This window comes from Hydrogenophaga palleronii NBRC 102513 (genome assembly GCF_001571225.1).
GTDB lineage: Bacteria > Pseudomonadota > Gammaproteobacteria > Burkholderiales > Burkholderiaceae_C > Hydrogenophaga > Hydrogenophaga palleronii.
The window spans coordinates 93,141-112,715 of sequence record NZ_BCTJ01000002.1 but is presented as its reverse complement, the minus strand read 5'-3'; the positions used below and the strand labels follow the sequence as shown (position 1 = coordinate 112,715).

Genomic DNA, 19,575 nt, shown 5'->3' with positions numbered 1-19,575 from the left:
TCAGCGCCCCTTGAAGTTGGGTGTGCGCTTCTCGATCACCGCAGACAGACCTTCGCGCGCATCGGCCATACCGGAGAGTTGGGCTTGCATGCGGTTCTCTTCGGGCATGCACGCGTCCACGCTGGACCCGAGGCCGTTCCAGAGCAGGCGCTTGGTGCCGGCCAGTGCCGCCGGTGCGCCCCTGGCCAGCTGGCGGGCCAGCGAAAAGGCTTGTTCCAGCAGCTGATCGTCCGCCACCACCCGGGTGATGAGTCCCATGTCCAACGCTTCTCCGGCGCTGATCACCGGGTTGAGCATCAGGATTTCCGTCGCTTTTCGCAGCCCCACCAAGTGGGTGAGCGTGACCGACACGCCGGCATCCGGCACCATCGCCACGCGCGTGGCGCCGGCCAGAAACTTCGCGGACGTGCCTGCAACCACAAAGTCTGATGAACACACCAGGCCCATGCCACCACCGCCGGCGGCGAACCCATGCACCGCACTCACCACAGGCGCGTCGAGCCGCATCATCATGGACGCCACGATCTGCAGGTAAGAGGTGGCCGTTCGGATGTAGTCCGGCAAGGCTTCACCCTTGGACAGAAACGTGTGCACGTCACCGCCAGCACAGAAGTTCCGTCCCTCGCCAGTGATCAGCACCGCGCGCACGCGGCCATCGCCATGCATCCGGACCATCACCTCGTGCAGGCCTTTGAGCATGTCCATGTCCAGCCCGTTGGCTGCATCGGGTCGGTTCAAGCGTACGTGGGCCACACCGTCGGCGTGCAGCGACAGCAACGCCGGACCTGCCTCGATCAGCATCTCTGGTGGCGGGGCGTTCTTGTTGTCGGTATGTTGGTCAGCCATGCATTTGTCTCCTGAGGGGCCGGTCTGCGGGCTAGATCAGGAAGGCCATCGAATACAGCGCGGTTTCGTTGTTCACGAGCACCACCTTCTTGCGGGCCATGCGCAGCGACTCGCCCTCGCGGCGCAGGATGTACTCGTTTCGAGATGCCCAGACGACATCACCCCGCACGGACGACTCGAACACCATGGCGTTGGATGTGACCAGCATCTCACTTCCCTCGTGCTTGAGGATCTCGACGTTGGAGACGACGCGACGCAGGCGCGACTGCGGTGTCTGGCTGAAACGCTTGCCGGTGTGAAACTGCCGGATCCGCATGGAAATGCGCGAGCGGTTGTCGTAGATGATCGACATTTCCTTTTCTGGGTCGCCGCCTTCGCCGTTTGCCGGAATCCAGTAGACGCCGTCATCCGTCCAGAGCGCCTCCCATTCGTCGTACGCATGGTCGTCCTGGTAGCGTGCCTCGCGGTAGATGAACTGCATGACCTCGTCCAGCAGTAAGCGGGCATCCTGTGCCAAAGAGCTCATGCGGCCTCCATCAGGGACTTGTAATGGCGCCAGATGCCACGTGACGGGGTTTCGTCGGTAGCATCGCCAATGCGGTAGCCGTTCTCGTCGAGGCGTTCGCGGTGCTTGCCGCGCCCGAGGTACAGCCATTCAGGGTTGCTGGCCTGCACACCCAGCTGGGTGCGCTCGTACATGGCGGCGTCGTCGGCGAGCAGGAACCCCGCCGGCCCGACCGATCCCATGGTCTGCTGGCGCAGGCGGCGGTTGATATCGGACGCACCCTTGAACTGGATGGCCGTGACGTGCTGCACGGTGTGGTCCACCGAGAGCGGTTGCAGCACAAAGAGTTGGATCTCGGCAATGAACAGGTTGGGAAAAATCATGATGTGCGGCGTGCCGTCGATCATGATTTCGCGCGCCTTGTCGGGACCGTAGGCGGCCTCCATCTGCGCCACGTACGCGGGCAGCTTCTCTGCGGTGGTGCCGAACCAGCTCAGCGGCACACCGCGCTTGCGGAACTCGGGCCGCAGGTCGTTTTCAGTGTGACCTTTGCCGAAGTCGCGCGAGACGGCGGAGGAATCGCTGTCGTACAGCGTGCCGATGCCGCTTTGTGCCACTTCGAAGATGGAGGCGTGCACGAAGGACGGGTGGTAGCCGTCGGTCTCGTTCTCGACCAGGAACTTCCAGTTCGCCTTGACCTTGTGCTTGAGGTAACCCGCGGTCACCTCGACCTCGCCCTCGGGCGAGTTCTGGCACAAGGCATCGATGGCGGCGGCCGCGGCCCCGAGGTGCTCCAGCAGCGACTCGCCCTCTTCCGCGAACGAGCCGAACACGAAGCCGCGGTGCGAGGCCACGCGCGCCACCTTGCCGAGGCCCAACTCGGAGCGGTCGGCGCCTTCGTAACCGGACGGAAACGGATAGCCGCGCAGGGCGCCGTCATTGCCGAACGTCCAGCCGTGATAGGGGCAGGTGAAGGAGCGGGCGTTGCCCTTCTCCGTCATGCAGACGCGGTTGCCGCGGTGCGGGCAGCGGTTGTGCAGCAGGTTGATCTTGCCGGACTTGTCGCGAGTCATGAGGATCGGCTCGGGGCCGATCGACTTCATCACGAAGTCGTTGGCGTTGGGCACCTCACTTTCGTGCCCCACGTACACCCAGGTGCGGTACCAGATCTTTTTCAGCTCGGCCTGGTAGATCGCGGGGTCGGTGTAAAGAGACCCATGCACGTGGTTGTCGCGGACGAGATCGTCCCAACGCGGGGCCGCACTGCCCGCGGCCACCGGTGCGATGGGAATCACATGGGTGCAATTGCTCAAGGTGTATCTCCGTGGTGTCAGGGGCATGCACTGGGGGGCCCTGTGTTCCCCTGCCGCCAGGCAGGTGAGGGTTGTTTACCGTCTCTGACGGTGAAATAATAGTCCGACGAGACGGTCTATGTCAAGACATCGATCACCGATCCACTTCCAAAGGAATTTCCGCCCATGCCCATCGTCACCTTTATCGACCACGACGGCACCCCTCACCGCATCGACGCGCCCAACAAGCGCAGCCTGATGCAGATCGCGGTAGACAACGGTGTCACCGGCATCCTGGGCGACTGCGGCGGCTCGTGCAGCTGCGCCACCTGCCACGGCTACATTGACACGGCCTGGGCGCCCCGGCTGCCGGCCATCTCAGAGACCGAGGCTTTCATGCTCGAAGGCGTGCCGGAGCCTCGCGACACCAGCCGGCTGTGCTGTCAGTTGCGCATGAGCCCGGAGCTGGACGGGATCGTGGTGCACCTGCCGGCCGAACAGGTCTGAGCGGCAGGCTGCGCCTAGTCCGTGTAGGCCATGAGGCACTCTTGCGTCATCGTGGCCAGGTGGCGGCCCTGCAGGTCGTGCACCGAACCGATCGACAAGCCACGCCCCGCCTGCGCGCACGGGCTGATGGCCTCCACGTGCAGCCACTGGTCGGCACGCACCGGGCGATGCAGCCACAGTGCGTGGTTCAGGCTTGAGATGTAGAGCTTGCGCCCGTTCAAGTCGCGCAGGTGCAGCCCGAGCGCACTGAAATTGAGCCACCAATCCGACAGGTAGGCAAACGCCGCTGCATGAAGGCGAGGATCGTCCGGCAGGCTCTGGCTGGTGCGCATCCAGAAGCGGAAGCACCCGTTCATCTGCGCCTCAGCCAGCTGCTGGGACGCGTTCGGGATCCGGAACTCGACGCCCGGTTTGCGATCCTGCGAGTACCCACCCAGCCGCGTGATGTCCCCGATGCTGGCCCGATCGACTTCGTCGAACCCGGGCAGGTCTTCGGGCCGCTCCCCCCGGGGTGCACTGGTGGGGCTGGCATGGGTGGGCGCGTCCAGTGGAGGAGCGCAGGTCACCTGCGCATCCAGCACGGTGCGTCCGTTGCCTTGGGTGCCTCGCACATTGCGCGAGCTGAACCGCTTGCCGTCCTGCAGCGGAGTGACATTGAAATCCACCGGCTCATCGGGCATCGCCCCCTTCAGAAAGAGAAACTGCATCATGGTTGCGTCGCGGCCTTCGGGGGCCTCCAGCAACGCGGCCATCATGGCCTGACCCAGCAGCTGGCCGCCGTACGAACGGCCATTGAGATTGGCGTCGCCATGCCGACTGCGCCAGCGCCCGGGGCCGGTCGCCCCCAGTGTCAGCAAGGCTTCGATATCCAGTTCGTTCCAACCGGAGCGGTGCATGCGTCAAGCCTTCGTCGAGTTTCGACGGTGGCCAGCGGTGCGCGGCTCCACGTCGGGCTTGAGCCGCCAGTCGGGACCGAAGTCGGCCAGAGGATGAGAGGGCATCACCGGCTCGTGCTCAATACCGCGCAGCCGCGCTTCGTACGCATCCAGCTGCGCATGCCGCTGGGCGTCATCGATGAATTGAATGGAGAAGCCCACAAAAGGCTGCAAAACCTCCAGTCCGGCGTAGCCGAAGGTGCCGTGCTGCAGGTGCCACAGGATGACGTCGCGCTGGCCGAGCAAGCCATCGGGCGCCATCATCTCTGGGAAGCATCCCGTGGTGAATGCCAGCATCGCCTTGCGCCCCTTGAGCCCCCCATTGTCGAATCGCATGCCACCGGCGCCGTAGACCGTGCCATTGACAAACACCCGGTCGATCCAGCCCTTCATGATGGAGGGCACCGAAAACCACCACAGCGGAAACTGAAGGATCAGCAGATCGCATGCCTGCAGCTTGTCAATTTCAGTCTGGATGTCCTGCACAAAGGTGTGGCGCTGCGAAGACTGCTTCTGCTCACGGTCGTACTGCAGTGCGTCGGGGAAACGGCGCTCGGTAAAGTCACCCCCCGTCGCCACGGGTTGGAAGTCCATCTCATACAGATCGGACACAACCACCTGGTGGCCACACGACTGCAAGGTCTGGACGGAGCGCTCGAGCAGCGCTCTGCCGAAGGAACGCGGCTCCGGATGCGCGTAGACGATCAAGACGTTCATTGCAAGGTTTTTAAAACAATCGACGGCGCAAATAATACACCGACCTGTCGGATTATTATTTGATCCGTATGCGAATCCAAGTACGCGCCATCGGGTGCTACCTGCACTGGACTGCTCCCGGACCAGGAGCAGTCCTCTGTTGCCGACAGCGCTGGGGTGGCCGGACAGAGAGCGATGAGGCCTATCGATTGAAGCACGGCATCACGCTAACTCTCCGCCACCAGCTTGCCCAGCGTGGCGAGCGCCTGCTCGCTGCGCGCATCCCAGGCATGGCCGTAGTTCAGGCGCAGGCAATGCGTGTACGAGTGTTTGGCCGAGAAGATGGGGCCGGGTGCGACGCTGATGCCCAGTGACAGGGCGCGGCGGTGGATCTCCAGCGCGTTCACGTGTTCGGGCATCTCCACCCACAGGAAGTAGCCGCCGGTGGGGCGCGTGGCGCGTGTGCCCTTCGGAAAGTAGTGGCCCACGGCCTCGGTAAACGTGGACTGTTGCGTGGCCAGCGTCTGGCGCAGTTTGCGCAGGTGCTTGTCGAAGCCGCCGCGCTCCAGGTAGGTGGCCAGTGCCAGTTGCGCGGGTGCCGATGCGCTCAGCGTGGTGGTGAGCTTTTGCCGCGCCACGGCCTTGGCGTAGCGGCCCGGTGCGGCCCAGCCGATGCGGTAACCCGGCGCCAGGCATTTGGAGAACGACCCGCAGTGCATCACCAGGCCCTGCGTGTCGAAGGCCTTGGCGGGCAGCGGGCGCTTGGCGCCAAAGTAGAGCTCGCCGTAGACGTCGTCTTCGATCAGCGCAATGTCGTGTTGCGTGAGCAATGCAACCAGCGCCTGCTTCTTGTCCTCGGGCATCAGGCTGCCCAGCGGGTTCTGGAAGTTCGCCATGAGCCAGCAGGCCTTGGGTTGGTGGCGCACGATGGCGCGCTCCAGCGCAGCCAGGTCGATGCCTTCGCGCGGATGCGTCGGCACCTCGATCACCTTCAGCCCCATGCGCTCGAGCGCCTGCAGTGCGCCGTAGAAGGTGGGCGATTCGACGATCACCGAGTCGCCCTGGCGGGTAACGGCGGCCAGGCACAGGTTCAGCGCTTCCAGCGCGCCGTTGGTGATGACGATCTCGTCGGTGTGCACATGCACGCCGTAGGCCAGGTAACGCAACGCAATCTGCCGGCGCAACGCCGCATTGCCGGGCGTGAGGTCGTCCACCGTGGTCCACGGGTCCAGCGTCTGCACGCTCGATGCCATCACCTGGCCCAGGCGCGCCATCGGAAACAGCAAGGGGCTCGGAAACGCAGAGCCAAAGGGCACCACGTCGCGCGACATGCTCGCTTCGAGCACGTCGAACACCCGCTCGCTGACGTCAACCGCGGCGGAGTCGTCGGCCGGTTGTGATGCCAGCTCGGGCTCGGGCGGCACGCGGCGCACACCCGCCGACACGTAGTAACCCGAGCGCTCGCGCGCCCGGATCAGGCCACGCGCTTCGAGCAGGTAGTAAGCCTGGAACACGGTCGAGGGGCTGACGCCGCGGCTGGCGCTGGTGTGGCGCACCGAGGGCAGGCGGTCGCCGGGCCGCAGAACGCCGGTGCGGATCGACTCCGTCATGTCTTCGGCCAGGGCCTCATAGCGCTTCATGAAAACACCCCTCTATGGATCGCCATGGAAATCATCTGATGTGGTTTTTTCACCCATTGGACCAAATGCCCCATGTGCATTGGTTGCGGATAGTCGGCCCATAGCTTATCGCCTTGCAACGCGTCATAAATTCCAAAACTGATATGGTTTTTTCCAACACAACTGATTCTTAACCATCTGATCCATTTTGCCTACGATGCCCGCTGATCCACGCACGGCGGCCCAGGGGGGCCGCGTGCGACTGCGACGAGGAATCCCATGAACCCCACCGGCCTCTTACTGGCTACTTTCATCTTGTCGATCGCGGGCCTGTTCGCGTTCATCTGGTCGCTGCGCAAGGGCCTGTTCGATATCGAATCCTCGGGCGCGCGCACCATCTTCTCGCCCGGCGAGATTGGCCAGCCCGAAGAGCCCGCCGCCAGCGCCGCGCAGGCGCGCGAGCTGCAGCAGATGGCCGCACCCCATACCGAGCCCGGCCAGGTCGTTGCACCTGCCGACCTGGCCGAGCGCGAGGCCGCCGACCGCTCCAGCGCCTTCCCGGCCTTTGTGCTCATCGCCTGTTCGGTGGTGTGGCTGCTCGCCGGGTCTGCCGCGGGGCTGCTGAGTTCGCTCAAGCTGCACTGGCCCGACCTGTTGACCGACCAGGCCTGGCTGTCGCTGGGCAGGCTGCGCACGCTGCACCTCAATGCGGTGGCCTACGGCTGGGCGCCCATGGGCCTGCTGGGCCTGTCGATCTGGATGCTGCCGCGCCTGCTCAAGACGCCCATGCTGGGCGGGCGCCTGGCCATCGTCGGCACGCTGATCTGGAACGCCGGCCTCGTGGCCGGCCTGGGTGCGCTCGCCATCGGCGTGAGTGCCGGCATGGAATGGCTCGAAATTCCGTGGCAGATCGGTGGCCTGTTCGCCGTCGGCGGCATGCTGATCGGCCTGCCCATGGCGCTGATGCTGCAGCGCCGCCAGGTGCACCACCTATATGTGTCGGTCTGGTACATGGGCGCGGCACTGTTCTGGTTCCCGACGCTCTACATCGTGGCCAAGATCCCGGGCCTGCACTTCGGCGTCGAGCAGGCGACGATGAACTGGTGGTACGGCCACAACGTGCTGGGGCTGTTCTACACGCCGCTGTCGATTGCCTGCGTTTATTACTTCCTGCCCAAGGTGATTGGCCGGCCGGTGCGTTCGTACAACCTGTCGCTGCTGGGCTTCTGGACGCTGGCCTTCTTCTACGGCCAGGTCGGCGCGCACCACCTGATCGGCGGGCCGATTCCCGAGTGGCTGATCACGCTGTCCATCGTGCAGAGCGTGATGATGATCATCCCGGTGGTGGCGTTCTCGATGAACCAACACCTCACACTCAAGGGCCATTTCAGCGCACTCAAGCACTCGCATGTGCTGCGCTTCATCTTCTTCGGCGCGGTGATGTACACCATCACCTCGTTGCAGGGTTCGGCAGAGGCACTGCGTTCGGTGAACGCCGTCACCCACTTCACGCACTTCACGGTGGCGCACGCCCACCTGGGCATGTACGGCTTCGTGTCGATGGTGATCTTCGGCGGCCTGTATTTCGCGCTGCCGCGCATCCTGGATGTTCGCTGGCCCAAGCCCGCGCTGATCAGCCTGCACTTCTGGCTGGTGGTGGCCGGTTTTGCGGTCTACATCGTGACGCTGAGCATTGGCGGCATCCTGCAAGGCCTGATCCTGCTCGACCCGGCCCGCCCCTTCATGGACTCGGTGGCCGTCACACTGCCCTGGCTGCAGGGCCGCTCGATCGGCGGCGCGCTGATGACGCTGGGCCACCTGGTCTTCGCCTGGCACTTCGTGCTGATCACCGCACGCTCGGGCGTGCTCATCCACGCGGACCGCGCAGCGCTCCGCCCCACCGCCGCCACCTGACACCATGGAAAACGAACTCAAACTCGTCAGCGGGGCCATGGTCACGCTGTCGCTCGCCACGGCCGCCATGATCGTGGTGCCCTTCCTGCAACTCAAGGACGAGCCCGCGCCTCCTGCGCTCAAGCCCTACACCAGCCAGGAGTTGCGCGGACGCGCGGTCTACATGGGCAATGGCTGCATCGCCTGCCACACGCAGCAGCCCAGCACCACGGGCGCCGGCATTGCCGACGCGCAGCGCGGCTGGGGCCGAGCCTCGGTCGCTGCCGACTACCACTACGACAGCCCGCCGCTGCTGGGCACCATGCGCACCGGCCCCGACCTGTTCAACATCGGCGTGCGCCAGCCCAGCGCCGACTGGCACCTGGGCCACCTGTTCCAGCCACGCGCCTACGTGGCGGGCAGCAACATGCCGGCCTACCGCTTCATGTTCGAGATCAAGAGCGAAAAAACCCTCGACAAGGGTGAGCGCGTGGTCACGCTGCCGCCCGGCACCGTGGGGCCTGGCGACATCGTCGTCGCGCGCCCCGAGGCGCTGGATCTGGTCGCGTACCTGCAAAGCCTGCAGCGCGTCTATCCGGTGCTGACCCCGGCGCAGGCCGAAGCCGCCACCGAGCGCCTGCCCGCCGCGCGCCAGGGCAGCGCCCTGCCCGACGATGCCGCCCCCGATACGCCCACAGGAACTTCCGATGCCGCAGCCCCTGCAAACCCGTAACAGCGAACACGCCGACCCGCACGAGCAATACAACCCGGTGCCGCGCGTGGTGCTCGGCCTGGTGCTGGCCCTGGTCGTCTGGGCAATCGGCTACATCGTGCTCGCGCGCCCCGACGGCATGGCCGGCCTGGGCGACCAGCGCGTGCCCGTGGCGCTGGCACCCAACGAGGCGGCTTCCGGCGCCACCGTCAACGGCGGGCAGCTGTTCGTTGCCAAATGCCAGGCCTGCCACCAGGCCAGCGGCCAGGGCCTGCCGGGCGTGTTCCCTCCGCTGGCCGGTACCTCGTGGGTCACGGGCGCGCCAGAGGCGCCGATGCAGATCCTGCTGCACGGCATGAACGGCGCCATCGAGGTTGCCGGCACCTCCTACAGCGGCGCCATGCCCGCCTTTGGCGAGCAGATGAACGACGCCGAAATCGCCGCGCTGCTCACGCACATCCGCAGCCAATGGGGCAACGCCGGTGCCGCGGTCGATGCCGCCGCCGTGCAGGCCGCGCGCCAGGCCTCGGCCGAGCGCACCGAACCCTGGAACGGCGCCGACGAGCTGCTCACGTTCCTGGGCATGGAAGCGCCCCGGTGATGCGGCTCATGCCACAGATGGTGATGGGGTCCTGGCGCGGGTGTGTGCCGGGTTTGCGCACGTCGACCGACCACCGCACAAGCACATCCGGTTGTTGACATGCCTGGATGCCAGCCCCGCCCATCGCGCACCGCGAGCCTCGCCGCGCCGGATGCCACAGTGCACGGCGGGCACTGGCGCAGCGCGCTCGCGGCGCTGTGTATTGCGGCGCTCGCGCTGGCCTGTTTTGCCGGCGTCACGCAGGGCTTTGCCGCCATCACCTCGGACGGCGTGCGCCGCGCCGACATCGCGCGCCAGCCGCGCACCCTGCCCGACCTGGGCCTGGTCGACGCACTCGGCCAGCCGCTGTCGCTGGCCGACTACGGGCAGGCGTCCGAGGCCTTGACCTTCGTCACCCTGCTCTACGTGCGCTGCCAGTCCGTTTGCCTGACGAGTGCGGCCGGCCAATCGTGGCTGCAGGCCGAAATCCGCGCGCGCCAACTGCAGGGCCGCGTGCGCCTGCTCACGCTGAGCTTCGACCCGGCCAACGACACGCCCGAGGTGCTGGCCCAACACGCGCGGCGGCTGGACGCCGAACCCACGCTGTGGCGCTTTGCCAGCCTGCGCGCGGTCGACGACCTGCCGGTGCTGCTGCAACTCTTCGGCACCGTGGTGCTGCCCGACGGGCTGGGCGGGTACTCGCACAACGCCGCGCTGTTCCTGATCGACCACCAGGGGAAACTGGTGCGCGCCTACGACGTGGACCGGCCCGACATCGCACTGGCCGACGTGCTGCGTGGCTTGTCCGGTGCGCGGGGCGCACCCGGCGCATGACGCGGCGCACCCGCCTCGGCACCGTGGTGCGCGACGGCCGCACCCCCGCTGTGTTGCTGGCCGCGCTGGCGCTGCTGCACCCGTGGATGGAGGCCACCATGGCGCGGCACATGGGCCTGCAGTTGCCCCTGCTGTTCGTGCTCGGTTGGTGGGCGGCGCGCTGCGCCGGCCCACGCCTGGTTCGGGCGCTGGCGGCCTGGAACGCGCACGGTGCCAACGGCCTGTTTGCGGCGCTGTGCATCACCAGCCTGTGGATGCTGCCGGCCGCGCTCGACCATGCGGTGCTGCACGCCGGCATGGCGCTGGCGAAAGTGATCAGCATGGTGCTCGCCGGCCTGCTGGCGGGCTTGTCCTGGCCCGCCGCCAGCCAGGTGCTGCGCGCGTTCTTTGTGCTCAACGGCTTCTGGATGATGCTGGCCGCCGGCCTGCTCTACCAGGAGGCTCCGCAGCAGCTGTGCAGCGTCTACCTCAGCGACCAGCAGGGCGCCGCGGGGCGCGCACTGGTGGCATGGGCCACCGTCGGCCTGGTGGCATGGATGGCGCAGCTCGCCTGGTACCTGCAAGCCCAGGCCGCGCGCGAAAACGCCGATGCCAGCGCAGTGTTGCGACGACCCATTGAGCCAGCCCGGCACGGGCCATAACTCGCCCGGGATTTCCGCCGCATCCCAAGACGCGCACGGCTCGGCAAGCGCGTTTGCCTCTGCAGTGGCTTCGGGCCCGCCACGCCGCACGTCACGCACGCGCTCCGCGATGTCGAAGCCGAGCCGGGCCAGCCCCATCATTTCAACAACAGGCTTCTGCCTGTGCCTGTGCCTGTGCCTGTGCAGGCGCAGCGCCCCCTGCATCAGCCCGCGCGAAGCGGAGTTCAAGGCCGCGCTGCGTCCGCAGAGCGGCGTGCGCATGGGCATGCCCTTCGACGTGGGTGACTACACCGACTTCTACACCGGCATCCACCACGCCACCACCGTGGGCAAACTGTTCCGGCCCGACAACCCGCTCATGCCCAACTACAAGTGGGTGCCCATCGGTTACCACGGCCGCGCCTCGACACTGCGCGTCAGCCCCGATGCCTTCAAGCGCCCGCAGGGCCAACTGAGCGCGGGCAACGGCAGCGCGCCCACGCTGCAACCCACGCGGCGCCTGGACCACGAGCTGGAACTCGGCCTGGTGATCGGGCAAGCGAGCCAGCAGGGTGAGCCCATCGGTATCGAAGACGCCGAGCAGCATCTCTTCGGCATCGTGTTGCTCAACGACTGGAGCGCGCGCGACATCCAGGCCTGGGAGTACCAGCCCCTGGGCCCCTTCCTCGCCAAGAACTTCGCCTCCACGCTCTCGCCCTGGATCGTGACCATGGAAGCCCTGGCGCCATACCGCCAGGCCTTCACGCGTCCTGCGGGCGATCCGGCACCCCTGCCCTACCTGGACTCGGCCGCGAACCGGAACCAGGGTGCCATCGACGTCGCGCTGGAAGCCTGGGTGCAGACCGCCGCCATGCGCGCCAGCGGCCACGCGGGCGAGCGGCTGAGCCGCTCGAATTTCACCGATGCGTACTGGACCGCTGCACAACTGGTGACCCACCACACGGTCAACGGCTGCGACCTGCGCCCGGGCGACCTGCTGGGCACGGGCACGCTGTCGGGCGCGGCGCCCGAACAGGGCGGCTCGCTGCTGGAACTCACGCAAGGTGGCCAACAGCCCCTGACGCTGGCCAACGGCGAGACCCTGGGCTTCCTCGCGGATGGCGACACCATCATCCTGCGCGGACACTGTGAACGCGAGGGCTACCGCCGCATCGGCTTCGGAGAATGCCGGGGCACCGTCCTGCCACGGGACACCGCGGCCAGCGCGACAGGCAACTGACGCTCCCCGCGCCCGCGCCGCAGGCCCGGGCCGGGCCGGGCGTCGCACCCCTAGGACATCTGGCGGCTTTCCGGTTGCCATCCCGACATGCGCTGGTCCTTGGGTGTGTCGTCGGGTTGTTCCTTCACGAACCGGCGCCGCTCGCGCTCGCGTTGCGGGTCTTCGATGCCCTGCGCTGCCTTGTCGGCCGGTGGCGCCAAGGTCTCGCTGAGCGGCCTGCCCGGCGCCATGCGCTCGCGTCCAGGCCCATGCGGTTTGGCAGCCGGTGCCGGCGGGATGTCGGTGAGCTCGATCCAGTGCGAACCTTCTCCGAACCGGTCGTTGCCGGCCTTGCACAGTAAGCGCAAGTTGTCGGCCTTCTCCTTGTCCACGATGACCCACGTGGTGCAAGAGTGCGTTTCGCGCTTCATCAAGCGCACATGGTTTTCCCAGCAGAGTCTCATTCGGAACATGCTTCCTCCTGCGGATCACACGAACTCAACGAAGTCGGGGACAAATTTATAGCGCAGCCGCCAGCGGAAAGAAAGTCCCGCCACGCCGGCTTTTCGCCGACCCGCGAAGAATCGAATTCCTCCATTGAAGGCGTGGTTTTTCAGGTGGCTTCAAGCCTGCCCGCTCGCTTGGCTTCGCCTCACCGCGGGCGATGAGACGACACCGGAAACCGCGAACTGGCGCGCTGCAACTCTTGTCGTCGTGCGCCATGGCGCAAGGGTTTTGAGTGCGGGTCTGCCAGGCCTTTCAGCTGGTTTTCTGCAACTCTCACAGAAAAAATTGCACACAGCTGGGGTGGTCCATCGCTGCAGCCGCAACGTCTCAGGCCACATCGGTCTTCATTGAAGCGCACCCTTGCCGCCCTCGAATGGCACCGAACAGGCCAGGTCACCGCCGGTGTAAAGGCAGCCCGAAGGCCCTGAGCAATCCGCCGGCCTCGCCCGCAGGTGGTGCCGGACTCAACTGGCCCCGGCCAGCGCCACCGCATCCGCGCCGGCCGGATAGTGCAGTTGCCCCGACACATCGGTCGCCGCGCGCCAGATGGCTTCCGCCACGTCTTGCGGATGTGTCACGTCACCGACCTGGCCGAAGGCCGCAAACACACTTTGAGCATAGGCTGCATAGGGCTCGGTGATCAGGCCTTGCATGCGCGCGCCGCCGTTCTCGGTAAAGCGCGTATCCGGGCCGTAGCCGGGCTCGATCAGCCGCACACGAATGCCGAAGGGCCGCAGTTCGTGGGCCAGCGAGGCGGTGAAGCCTTGCACAGCGGTCTTGCTGGCGGTGTAGGCAGCCACCAGCGGGAACGGCGCCAGCACCGTGCTGGAGGTGACGTTGATCACAGCGCCCGCACCGCGGTGGCGGAATTGCGGCAGCACGGCATGCACCATTGCCATGGTGCCGAAGGTGTTGGTTTCGAACAGTTCACGCACGGTGTTCAGGGGCGTGGCCTCGAAGGCGCCAAGTGCACCGATGCCGGCGTTGTTCACCAGCACGTCAATGGGCCCGGCCGCCTCGACGGCGTTGGCGATGCTTTGCGCATCGGTGACGTCCAGGGCGAGAACGCGCAGGCGCTCCGAGCGGGGCAGCAGATCTTCGCGCGGCTTGCGCATGGTCGCAACCACGTTCCAGCCACGGTCGAGGAAGTGCTGCGCAGTGGCCAAGCCGTAGCCAGACGAGCAACCGGTGATGAGGATGGTGTTCATGAAGGAATGGGAGGTATGTGTTGAGGAGCCCCAACGATATCGACGAGGAATAGGACTATCTACAATCAACAGTCCGTAAAAAATTTGTGTAAATCCTGAAATGGTGGATCCACTCTCTGAAGTCATCGCGCTGCTGGAGCCCGGCTCCGTGCTCTCCAAAGGCATCAGCGGAGCCGGGCGCTGGGCGGTCCGGTACGCGAAGTTCGGTCAGCCGAGCTTCTGTGCCGTGCTCGAAGGGGCATGCCTGCTGGCCGTCGACGGCGAAGAGCCGATCACGCTGCAGACGGGCGACTTCGTGCTGCTGCCCGCCACGCCGGGCTTCACCATGTCGGGTTTCAAGCCAACGAGACCGAAGCAGCTGGACCCTGCGGCCGAGGCGGGGCGCTCGGCCGAAGTGCGACACGGGCGGCAGGATGGCCCTCCCGACGTGCGCTTGTTGGGCGGCTACTTCGTCTTCGACTCGCCGGACGCGGCGCTGCTGGTCTCCCTGCTGCCACAACTGATTCACGTGCGCTCAGAACCCCGTCTGGCCACGCTGGTGCACATGGTGGGCGAGGAGTCCCAGCAGCAGCGCTCCGGCCGCGAACTCGTGTTGTCGAGACTGGTGGAATTGCTGCTCATCGAGAGCCTGCGTTCCACCACCGGAGCCAGCGCCTCTCCGGGTCTGCTGCGCGGCCTGGCGGATGCCCGCCTGGCAACGGCCATCCGCCAGATGCATGCCCGCCCCGAAGAAACATGGACCGTCGAGCAACTGGGGCGCGAGGCCGCGCTGTCGCGTTCTGCCTTCTTCGAGCGCTTCACGCGCGCCGTGGGCATGCCGCCGATGGAATACCTGCTGTCATGGCGCATGGCGCTGGCCAAGTCGCTGCTGCGCACGGGGAAGCAAGGGATCGCCGATGTGGCGGAGCGCGTGGGGTATGGCTCGGCCAGCACGTTCAGCACGGCGTTCAGCAGACATGTGGGGATGGCTCCGGGAAGGTATGCGCGTATGGGATGAGCGGCCCCCTGCATGGCGCCGTGCAGGTGCGCCATCGCCCTGCACGATCGCCGTCACCGCGCAAGCCTGTGCATCGACACCCACCAGGGCCCTGCTAGAGTCCCCGTCTTTGCACGCAGGAGTACTGGGGATGATGGGAATGCTGGCGATCGTGGTGTCGCTGTTGTTGTTGATGTACTTCGCGTACCGCGGCGTCACGGTGCTGCTGCTGGCCCCGCTGATGGCCGCGCTGGCGGTGGTTCTCTCGGGTGACATGGCGCTGCTGCTGCCGATCTACACCCAGACCTTCATGCCCGCGCTGGCCAACTATGCGATGGCCTTTTTGCCGATCTTTCTGCTCGGCGCGCTGTTCGGCCAGCTGATCGCCGACTCGGGCGCCGCCCACACGCTGTCGGCCTGGATCGTGCGCGTGGTGGGACAGCGCCATGCCGTGGTGGTGGTCGTGGCCGCTTGCGCGCTGTTGACCTACGGCGGTGTGTCGCTGTTCGTGGTGGCGTTCGCGGTGTACCCCATCGCCAAAGACCTGTTCCGCGCGGCACACATTCCCAAGCGGCTGATCCCTGCCTCCATCGCGCTGGGCTCGTTCACCTTCACCATGACGGCGCTGCCCGGCACGCCGGCCATCATCAACGCCATCCCGATCAAGTACTTCGGCACCAACGCGTTCGCCGCACCGGGCCTGGGCCTGATCGGCGCGGCCATCATGGCCGGCGGCGGCCTGTGGTGGCTGCAGTCGCGCGTGGCGGCGGCGCGGCGCGCTGGCGAAGGGTATGGCCAGCATGAGGACGACGCGCAGGACGCGGCGCCGTCCGGCAAGGTGGCCGGCAACGCCACCCTGCCGGTCTGGCAGGCCCTGCTGCCGCTGCTGCTGGTGGTGGGCATCAACGCCCTGTTCACCTACGTGGTGTTCCCGGCCATGGACCTGGGCTTCATGGTGGAGGCCTTCCCCCACCTCAACACCGCCACCAGCACCGGCCTGTGGTCGCTGATCGTGGCACTGGCCGTGGCCTGCACGGTGCTGGTGCTCATGCGCCTGCGCCATTGGGCAGACCTGAAGGCCAGCGTCAACAAGGGCGTGTTCGGCTTCATGCTGCCGCTGTTCAACACGGCGTCCGAGGTGGGCTACGGTGCGGTGGTCGCCAGCCTGGCGGGCTTTGCCATCATCAAAGAGGCGGTGCTGAACGTGTCGCCGCACAACCCGCTGATTTCCGAAGCCATCGCCATGAACATCCTGGCGGGCATCACGGGTTCGTCTTCGGGCGGCCTCAGCATCGCGCTGGAGGCGCTGGGCGCCGACTACCTGCGCATGGCCGAAGCGGCCGGCATCAACGCCGAACTGCTGCACCGCGTGGCGGTGATGGCGGCCGGCGGCATGGACACGCTGCCGCACTGCGGCGCCATCATCACGCTGCTGGCCATCTGCAAGCTGACGCACCGGCAGTCGTACCTGAACGTGGCGGCGGTGACGATGCTGTTTCCGCTGACGGCGCTGGTGGTGGTGATCGCGCTGGGAACCGTGTTCGGGAGTTTTTGAGGGGGGCGCTTGGCCCCGCAGACGGAACATGTGCCCACACATGCTCCTACTGCGTGGCCGGCACCTCACCGGCGCCGAGAGGCCAGCGATCAGACCGGGGTCATGAACGCATTGAAGAACGCGGCCAGCTCTGCGTGCGCCTCAAGGGGCAGCACATGGGCGATGTACTGGTCCGGGCGCACCACGACGAGCGCGCCGCTCTCCCGGTGGATGCCACGCAGGTCAAACACATCCATCCCCGGCTTCGGATCGGGGCTGAACACCTTCTCGTAGTCGTGCAGGGCCAGGCGTCCCTTGCGCGGAAACAGCAGCGTGGGCATCGAGGTCACATCCAGGCCCTGATGCGGCTGCTGGAAGATGGCGCGCAGATCGAACACGCTGTCCAGATCATCACCGGGGCGCGTGAACCTGCGCAGCGGCGAATCGGGCGCAGTCTCCAGATAACGGCACAGCCCGCCGAGCCCGCTTTCGGCTGAGGCGACACCGCCCGCCCCGGCGAAGGCATACAGGCGCCAGCGTCCATCCGCCTTGCCGGCATGGCCGAGGTGCACCGGCCGTGCGTCCGACACGCGGACCACGGGCGCCGAATGGAAACGTGTACCGACCACGAAGCCCCTGGCCAGGTGTTGGTGCCCGGCATCGCCGCAGATGATGGACGGCCGGTAGTGCGTGCCCATGCCGGCGGTGAAGCGGCCGTGCTGTTCGAAGTACCGCTTGAACTCGGCCGGATCGACACCGCCCTCGGGCAGGCCATCGGCGCCCTGCCGGGCCCGGTCGCTGAACATCTTCGCCCACTCGCGGTCGAAGTCGATCAGCTCTTGTGCAACAGGCTGGCGCTCCTGGGAGTAGGTGTTCAACAAGCCGGGGGCGGCCTGGCCCTTCAGCACCGCGGCCAGCTTCCACCCCAGGTTGAAGGTGTCCTGCATGGAGAAGTTCATGCCCTGCCCGGCTTTCGGGCTGTGCGTGTGGCAGGCGTCTCCGGCGATGAACACGCGCGGTGTCTGCGCCGGGGTGTCGCCGGTACCGGCGGCATCGTCATACCGGTCGCAGATGCGTTGTCCGATCTCGTAGACAGACCACCAGGGCACCTCCTTCACCTCCAGCTTGAAGGGGTGAAGAATGCGTTGGGCCGCCGCTATGAGCTGCTCCAGGCTGATGTTCCGGTTGGCCACGCGCTCGTCTTCTGCCAGCTTGTCCATCTCGACATACAGGCGCACCAGGTAACCGCCTTCGCGGGGAATGACCATCAGGTTGCCATGCAGGGACTGCACGGCGGACTTGAAGCGGATGTCCGGAAAGTCGGTCACGGCGAGCACGTCCATGACGCCCCACGCATGGTTGGCCGAGTCGCCCACCAGCTGCAGGCCCATGGCTTTGCGCACCGCGCTGCGGGCACCATCACAGCCGACCACGTAGCGCGCCCGCACGGTTTCCACGCCCACCACCTGCCCGCCCTGCAGCCGCTCCAGGCGCACGGTGACGGGATGGTCTGCGGCCGATGCGTCCACGTCCAGGCTCAGGAAGCGGCGTGCATAGTGCGGCTCCAGGCGGGTGGGTGAGTTGCGCATGAGCTCCAGGTAAAAATCGTGCACGCGCGCCTGGTTCAGCACGACATGGGGAAACTCGGACAACCCGTCCTCGGTGTCCTGCACACGCCCATGGCGCTGGATGAGTTCCGGTTGCGCCGCATCCGGCTTCCAGAAGGTCACCTCGTTGATCCAGCACGCTTCCTTCAGCACCTTTTCACTGAAGTTGAAGGCCTCGAACATTTCCATCGTCCGGCAAGCGATGCCATCGGCTTGCCCGAGCTGCAACGGGCCTTCCTTCTGCTCGACGATGCAGGTCCGGATGCCATCGAAGCCGGCCAGCTGCGCAGCCAGGGTGAGGCCCGCAGGACCGCTGCCCACGATCAGCACGTCGACTTCGGCCGGCAGCGTGGCCGCGTCGTGGGTGGAACCAGGGGCGGCGTCCAGGATGAGGGGATCGCCAGGCCGAAAGCCATTCAGATGGAATTGCATGGTGCGTCAGAAGAAAAGAGAGGGCTGTAAGAGAACAGTTTCAGGGATTCCGGGATGGGGCGGTTCAAAGGTCGAGGACCAGGCGCGCGCTCCTGGATCTGGAACAACACGGCAGGAACTGGTTGTAGGCGGCCTGCTCGTCGGGCGTGAGGTACATGTCCCGGTGGTCCGGTTCGCCCTCCAGCACACGCGTCAGGCAGGTGCCGCACACACCCTGCTCGCACGAGGTGGCCACAGGAACGCCGGCGGCGGCCAGGGCCGCGGCCACGCTCTGGTCTGCGGCCACCGGAATCACGCGGCCGGAGCTGGCCAGCTGCACTTCAAAGCCCCCATCGTCGGCCTTCCTGATCGGCTCGGCGCTGAAGAACTCGCTGTGCAGCTGATGTTCGGGCCAACCCGCCTGGCGCGCCGCAGACAACACGGCGTCCATGAAGCCTTTGGGCCCGCAGGTGTACAGGTGCACGCCACTGGCGGGCGTTTGCAGCAGGCCCGGGATGTCCAGCTTCTGCTCGGCGGCGCCATCGTCAAAGTGAAACGCGACCTGCTCCGCAAAGCGCGCGCCGCGGATGCGTTCAACGAACGCCATGCGCTCGCTGGAGCGCGCGCAGTAGTGCATGCTGAACGGCTGGCCAATGGCGGAAAGCCGTTCGGCCATGCACAGCAGCGGCGTGATGCCGATGCCGCCCGCCAGGAGAAGAGACGATTCGGCCGCGTGCGCCAGCGGGAAATGGTTCTTCGGCGCGCTGATGGACAACGCATCGCCCAGGTGCACCGCACCGTGCATGGCGCAGGAGCCGCCCCGGCCACCCGCGTCCTTCAAGACCGCGATCTGGTAGCGGTGGGATTCCACCGGGTCGTTGCACAGCGAGTACTGGCGCACCAGGCCGTTGGGCAGAAACACATCCACGTGCGAACCGGCCGAAAACGGCGGCAGCGCAGCGCCATCCTCGGCCACCAGGTCGAACAGGGCGATGTCGAGCGCAGCCATCGACTTGCCGGCAACGCGGACCCGAAGTGCGGGGGGAGACGAGCTCATCATTCAAACATCAAAAA

At 66.4% G+C, this 19,575-nt stretch carries 19 protein-coding genes; 9 read left to right on the top strand and 10 right to left on the bottom strand.

The features are described 5' to 3' along the window. The 3 genes from HPA01S_RS02930 to HPA01S_RS02920 are packed head-to-tail and all read right to left on the bottom strand — an operon-like array spanning nt 1 to nt 2,664. Nucleotides 1–846, bottom strand: a complete 846-nt coding sequence (locus HPA01S_RS02930) for an enoyl-CoA hydratase/isomerase family protein (RefSeq protein WP_174525274.1) — start codon at nt 844–846, stop codon at nt 1–3. A 31-nt stretch (nt 847–877) separates the two neighbouring features. Beyond that, nucleotides 878–1,372: an aromatic-ring-hydroxylating dioxygenase subunit beta gene (locus HPA01S_RS02925; RefSeq protein WP_066266435.1), complete on the bottom strand. Its 495-nt coding sequence runs from the start codon at nt 1,370–1,372 to the stop codon at nt 878–880. Next, nucleotides 1,369–2,664: an aromatic ring-hydroxylating oxygenase subunit alpha gene (locus tag HPA01S_RS02920; RefSeq protein WP_245638556.1), complete on the bottom strand. Its 1,296-nt coding sequence runs from the start codon at nt 2,662–2,664 to the stop codon at nt 1,369–1,371. The genes HPA01S_RS02925 and HPA01S_RS02920 overlap by 4 nt, the downstream gene beginning before the upstream one ends. A gap of 165 nt (nt 2,665–2,829) precedes the next feature. Between HPA01S_RS02920 and HPA01S_RS02915 the strand changes: the two genes are divergently transcribed. Then, nucleotides 2,830–3,150 carry a 2Fe-2S iron-sulfur cluster-binding protein gene (locus tag HPA01S_RS02915; RefSeq protein WP_066266433.1) on the top strand — a complete coding sequence of 107 codons (321 nt, stop codon included), beginning with the start codon at nt 2,830–2,832 and terminating at the stop codon, nt 3,148–3,150. 14 nt (nt 3,151–3,164) lie between these two features. Here the strand turns inward: HPA01S_RS02915 and HPA01S_RS02910 are convergent, their stop codons facing one another. From HPA01S_RS02910 to HPA01S_RS02900, 3 genes are all read right to left on the bottom strand, one after another. Further along, nucleotides 3,165–4,046 (bottom strand): acyl-CoA thioesterase, encoded by an 882-nt coding sequence (locus tag HPA01S_RS02910; protein WP_066266431.1) that lies wholly within the window; start codon nt 4,044–4,046, stop codon nt 3,165–3,167. A 3-nt stretch (nt 4,047–4,049) separates the two neighbouring features. Beyond that, the gene (locus HPA01S_RS02905) at nt 4,050–4,802 is read right to left on the bottom strand and encodes an NAD(P)H-dependent oxidoreductase (protein ID WP_066266429.1); all 753 of its coding nucleotides are present in this window, start codon (nt 4,800–4,802) and stop codon (nt 4,050–4,052) included. Between the two features lie 206 nt (nt 4,803–5,008). Next, entirely contained in the window at nt 5,009–6,421 is a 1,413-nt protein-coding gene (locus tag HPA01S_RS02900) for an aminotransferase-like domain-containing protein (RefSeq protein WP_066266423.1), read from the bottom strand. A gap of 258 nt (nt 6,422–6,679) precedes the next feature. On the opposite strand from HPA01S_RS02900, the gene HPA01S_RS02895 reads away from it, so the two are divergent. The 6 genes from HPA01S_RS02895 (at nt 6,680) to fahA (ending at nt 12,279) form a co-directional block, all read left to right on the top strand. Continuing rightward, a complete protein-coding gene (locus tag HPA01S_RS02895; protein ID WP_066266420.1) occupies nt 6,680–8,314 on the top strand; it encodes a cbb3-type cytochrome c oxidase subunit I in 1,635 nt (544 codons plus the stop codon). Between the two features lie 4 nt (nt 8,315–8,318). Then, a complete protein-coding gene (locus HPA01S_RS02890; RefSeq protein WP_084360417.1) occupies nt 8,319–9,026 on the top strand; it encodes a cbb3-type cytochrome c oxidase subunit II in 708 nt (235 codons plus the stop codon). Continuing rightward, a complete protein-coding gene (locus tag HPA01S_RS02885; protein ID WP_066266417.1) occupies nt 9,001–9,606 on the top strand; it encodes a c-type cytochrome in 606 nt (201 codons plus the stop codon). The genes HPA01S_RS02890 and HPA01S_RS02885 overlap by 26 nt, the downstream gene beginning before the upstream one ends. Nucleotides 9,607–9,705: 99 nt before the next feature. Continuing rightward, complete coding sequence (locus HPA01S_RS02880; RefSeq protein ID WP_084360416.1) at nt 9,706–10,419, top strand: SCO family protein; 714 nt, start codon at nt 9,706–9,708, stop codon at nt 10,417–10,419. After that, entirely contained in the window at nt 10,416–11,060 is a 645-nt protein-coding gene (locus HPA01S_RS02875) for a DUF1404 family protein (RefSeq protein ID WP_174525273.1), read from the top strand. The genes HPA01S_RS02880 and HPA01S_RS02875 overlap by 4 nt, the downstream gene beginning before the upstream one ends. Before the next feature lie 109 nt (nt 11,061–11,169). Then, nucleotides 11,170–12,279: a fumarylacetoacetase gene (fahA, locus tag HPA01S_RS02870; RefSeq protein WP_245638555.1), complete on the top strand. Its 1,110-nt coding sequence runs from the start codon at nt 11,170–11,172 to the stop codon at nt 12,277–12,279. 50 nt (nt 12,280–12,329) lie between these two features. On the opposite strand, the gene HPA01S_RS02865 is transcribed toward fahA, so the two are convergent. Beyond that, the gene (locus tag HPA01S_RS02865) at nt 12,330–12,731 is read right to left on the bottom strand and encodes a hypothetical protein (protein WP_157084879.1); all 402 of its coding nucleotides are present in this window, start codon (nt 12,729–12,731) and stop codon (nt 12,330–12,332) included. Nucleotides 12,732–13,229: 498 nt separating this feature from the next. Continuing rightward, entirely contained in the window at nt 13,230–13,973 is a 744-nt protein-coding gene (locus HPA01S_RS02860) for an SDR family oxidoreductase (RefSeq protein ID WP_066266411.1), read from the bottom strand. A 100-nt stretch (nt 13,974–14,073) separates the two neighbouring features. On the opposite strand from HPA01S_RS02860, the gene HPA01S_RS02855 reads away from it, so the two are divergent. Then, nucleotides 14,074–14,970 carry an AraC family transcriptional regulator gene (locus HPA01S_RS02855; protein WP_066266409.1) on the top strand — a complete coding sequence of 299 codons (897 nt, stop codon included), beginning with the start codon at nt 14,074–14,076 and terminating at the stop codon, nt 14,968–14,970. A 133-nt stretch (nt 14,971–15,103) separates the two neighbouring features. Continuing rightward, a complete protein-coding gene (locus HPA01S_RS02850) occupies nt 15,104–16,504 on the top strand; it encodes a GntP family permease (protein ID WP_066266741.1) in 1,401 nt (466 codons plus the stop codon). A gap of 89 nt (nt 16,505–16,593) precedes the next feature. Here the strand turns inward: HPA01S_RS02850 and HPA01S_RS02845 are convergent, their stop codons facing one another. Beyond that, nucleotides 16,594–18,522: an FAD-binding monooxygenase gene (locus HPA01S_RS02845; RefSeq protein WP_066266407.1), complete on the bottom strand. Its 1,929-nt coding sequence runs from the start codon at nt 18,520–18,522 to the stop codon at nt 16,594–16,596. Between the two features lie 64 nt (nt 18,523–18,586). Then, nucleotides 18,587–19,558: a PDR/VanB family oxidoreductase gene (locus HPA01S_RS02840; protein ID WP_066266406.1), complete on the bottom strand. Its 972-nt coding sequence runs from the start codon at nt 19,556–19,558 to the stop codon at nt 18,587–18,589. Nucleotides 19,559–19,575: the final 17 nt, after the last annotated feature.

Excerpts from the sequence above, each read along its gene's own strand:
- HPA01S_RS02915 (WP_066266433.1), top strand. The coding sequence starts at position 2,830 with ATGCCCATCGTCACCTTTATCGACCACGACGGCACCCCTCACCGCATC.
- HPA01S_RS02860 (WP_066266411.1), bottom strand. The coding sequence starts at position 13,973 with ATGAACACCATCCTCATCACCGGTTGCTCGTCTGGCTACGGCTTGGCC.
- HPA01S_RS02895 (WP_066266420.1), top strand. The coding sequence starts at position 6,680 with ATGAACCCCACCGGCCTCTTACTGGCTACTTTCATCTTGTCGATCGCG.
- HPA01S_RS02900 (WP_066266423.1), bottom strand. The coding sequence starts at position 6,421 with ATGAAGCGCTATGAGGCCCTGGCCGAAGACATGACGGAGTCGATCCGC.
- HPA01S_RS02925 (WP_066266435.1), bottom strand. The coding sequence starts at position 1,372 with ATGAGCTCTTTGGCACAGGATGCCCGCTTACTGCTGGACGAGGTCATG.
- HPA01S_RS02885 (WP_066266417.1), top strand. The coding sequence starts at position 9,001 with ATGCCGCAGCCCCTGCAAACCCGTAACAGCGAACACGCCGACCCGCAC.
- HPA01S_RS02855 (WP_066266409.1), top strand. The coding sequence starts at position 14,074 with ATGGTGGATCCACTCTCTGAAGTCATCGCGCTGCTGGAGCCCGGCTCC.
- HPA01S_RS02890 (WP_084360417.1), top strand. The coding sequence starts at position 8,319 with ATGGAAAACGAACTCAAACTCGTCAGCGGGGCCATGGTCACGCTGTCG.
- HPA01S_RS02910 (WP_066266431.1), bottom strand. The coding sequence starts at position 4,046 with ATGCACCGCTCCGGTTGGAACGAACTGGATATCGAAGCCTTGCTGACA.
- HPA01S_RS02875 (WP_174525273.1), top strand. The coding sequence starts at position 10,416 with ATGACGCGGCGCACCCGCCTCGGCACCGTGGTGCGCGACGGCCGCACC.
- HPA01S_RS02850 (WP_066266741.1), top strand. The coding sequence starts at position 15,104 with ATGGGAATGCTGGCGATCGTGGTGTCGCTGTTGTTGTTGATGTACTTC.
- HPA01S_RS02845 (WP_066266407.1), bottom strand. The coding sequence starts at position 18,522 with ATGCAATTCCATCTGAATGGCTTTCGGCCTGGCGATCCCCTCATCCTG.
- HPA01S_RS02880 (WP_084360416.1), top strand. The coding sequence starts at position 9,706 with ATGCCTGGATGCCAGCCCCGCCCATCGCGCACCGCGAGCCTCGCCGCG.
- HPA01S_RS02905 (WP_066266429.1), bottom strand. The coding sequence starts at position 4,802 with ATGAACGTCTTGATCGTCTACGCGCATCCGGAGCCGCGTTCCTTCGGC.
- HPA01S_RS02930 (WP_174525274.1), bottom strand. The coding sequence starts at position 846 with ATGGCTGACCAACATACCGACAACAAGAACGCCCCGCCACCAGAGATG.
- HPA01S_RS02840 (WP_066266406.1), bottom strand. The coding sequence starts at position 19,558 with ATGAGCTCGTCTCCCCCCGCACTTCGGGTCCGCGTTGCCGGCAAGTCG.
- HPA01S_RS02865 (WP_157084879.1), bottom strand. The coding sequence starts at position 12,731 with ATGTTCCGAATGAGACTCTGCTGGGAAAACCATGTGCGCTTGATGAAG.
- fahA (WP_245638555.1), top strand. The coding sequence starts at position 11,170 with ATGTCGAAGCCGAGCCGGGCCAGCCCCATCATTTCAACAACAGGCTTC.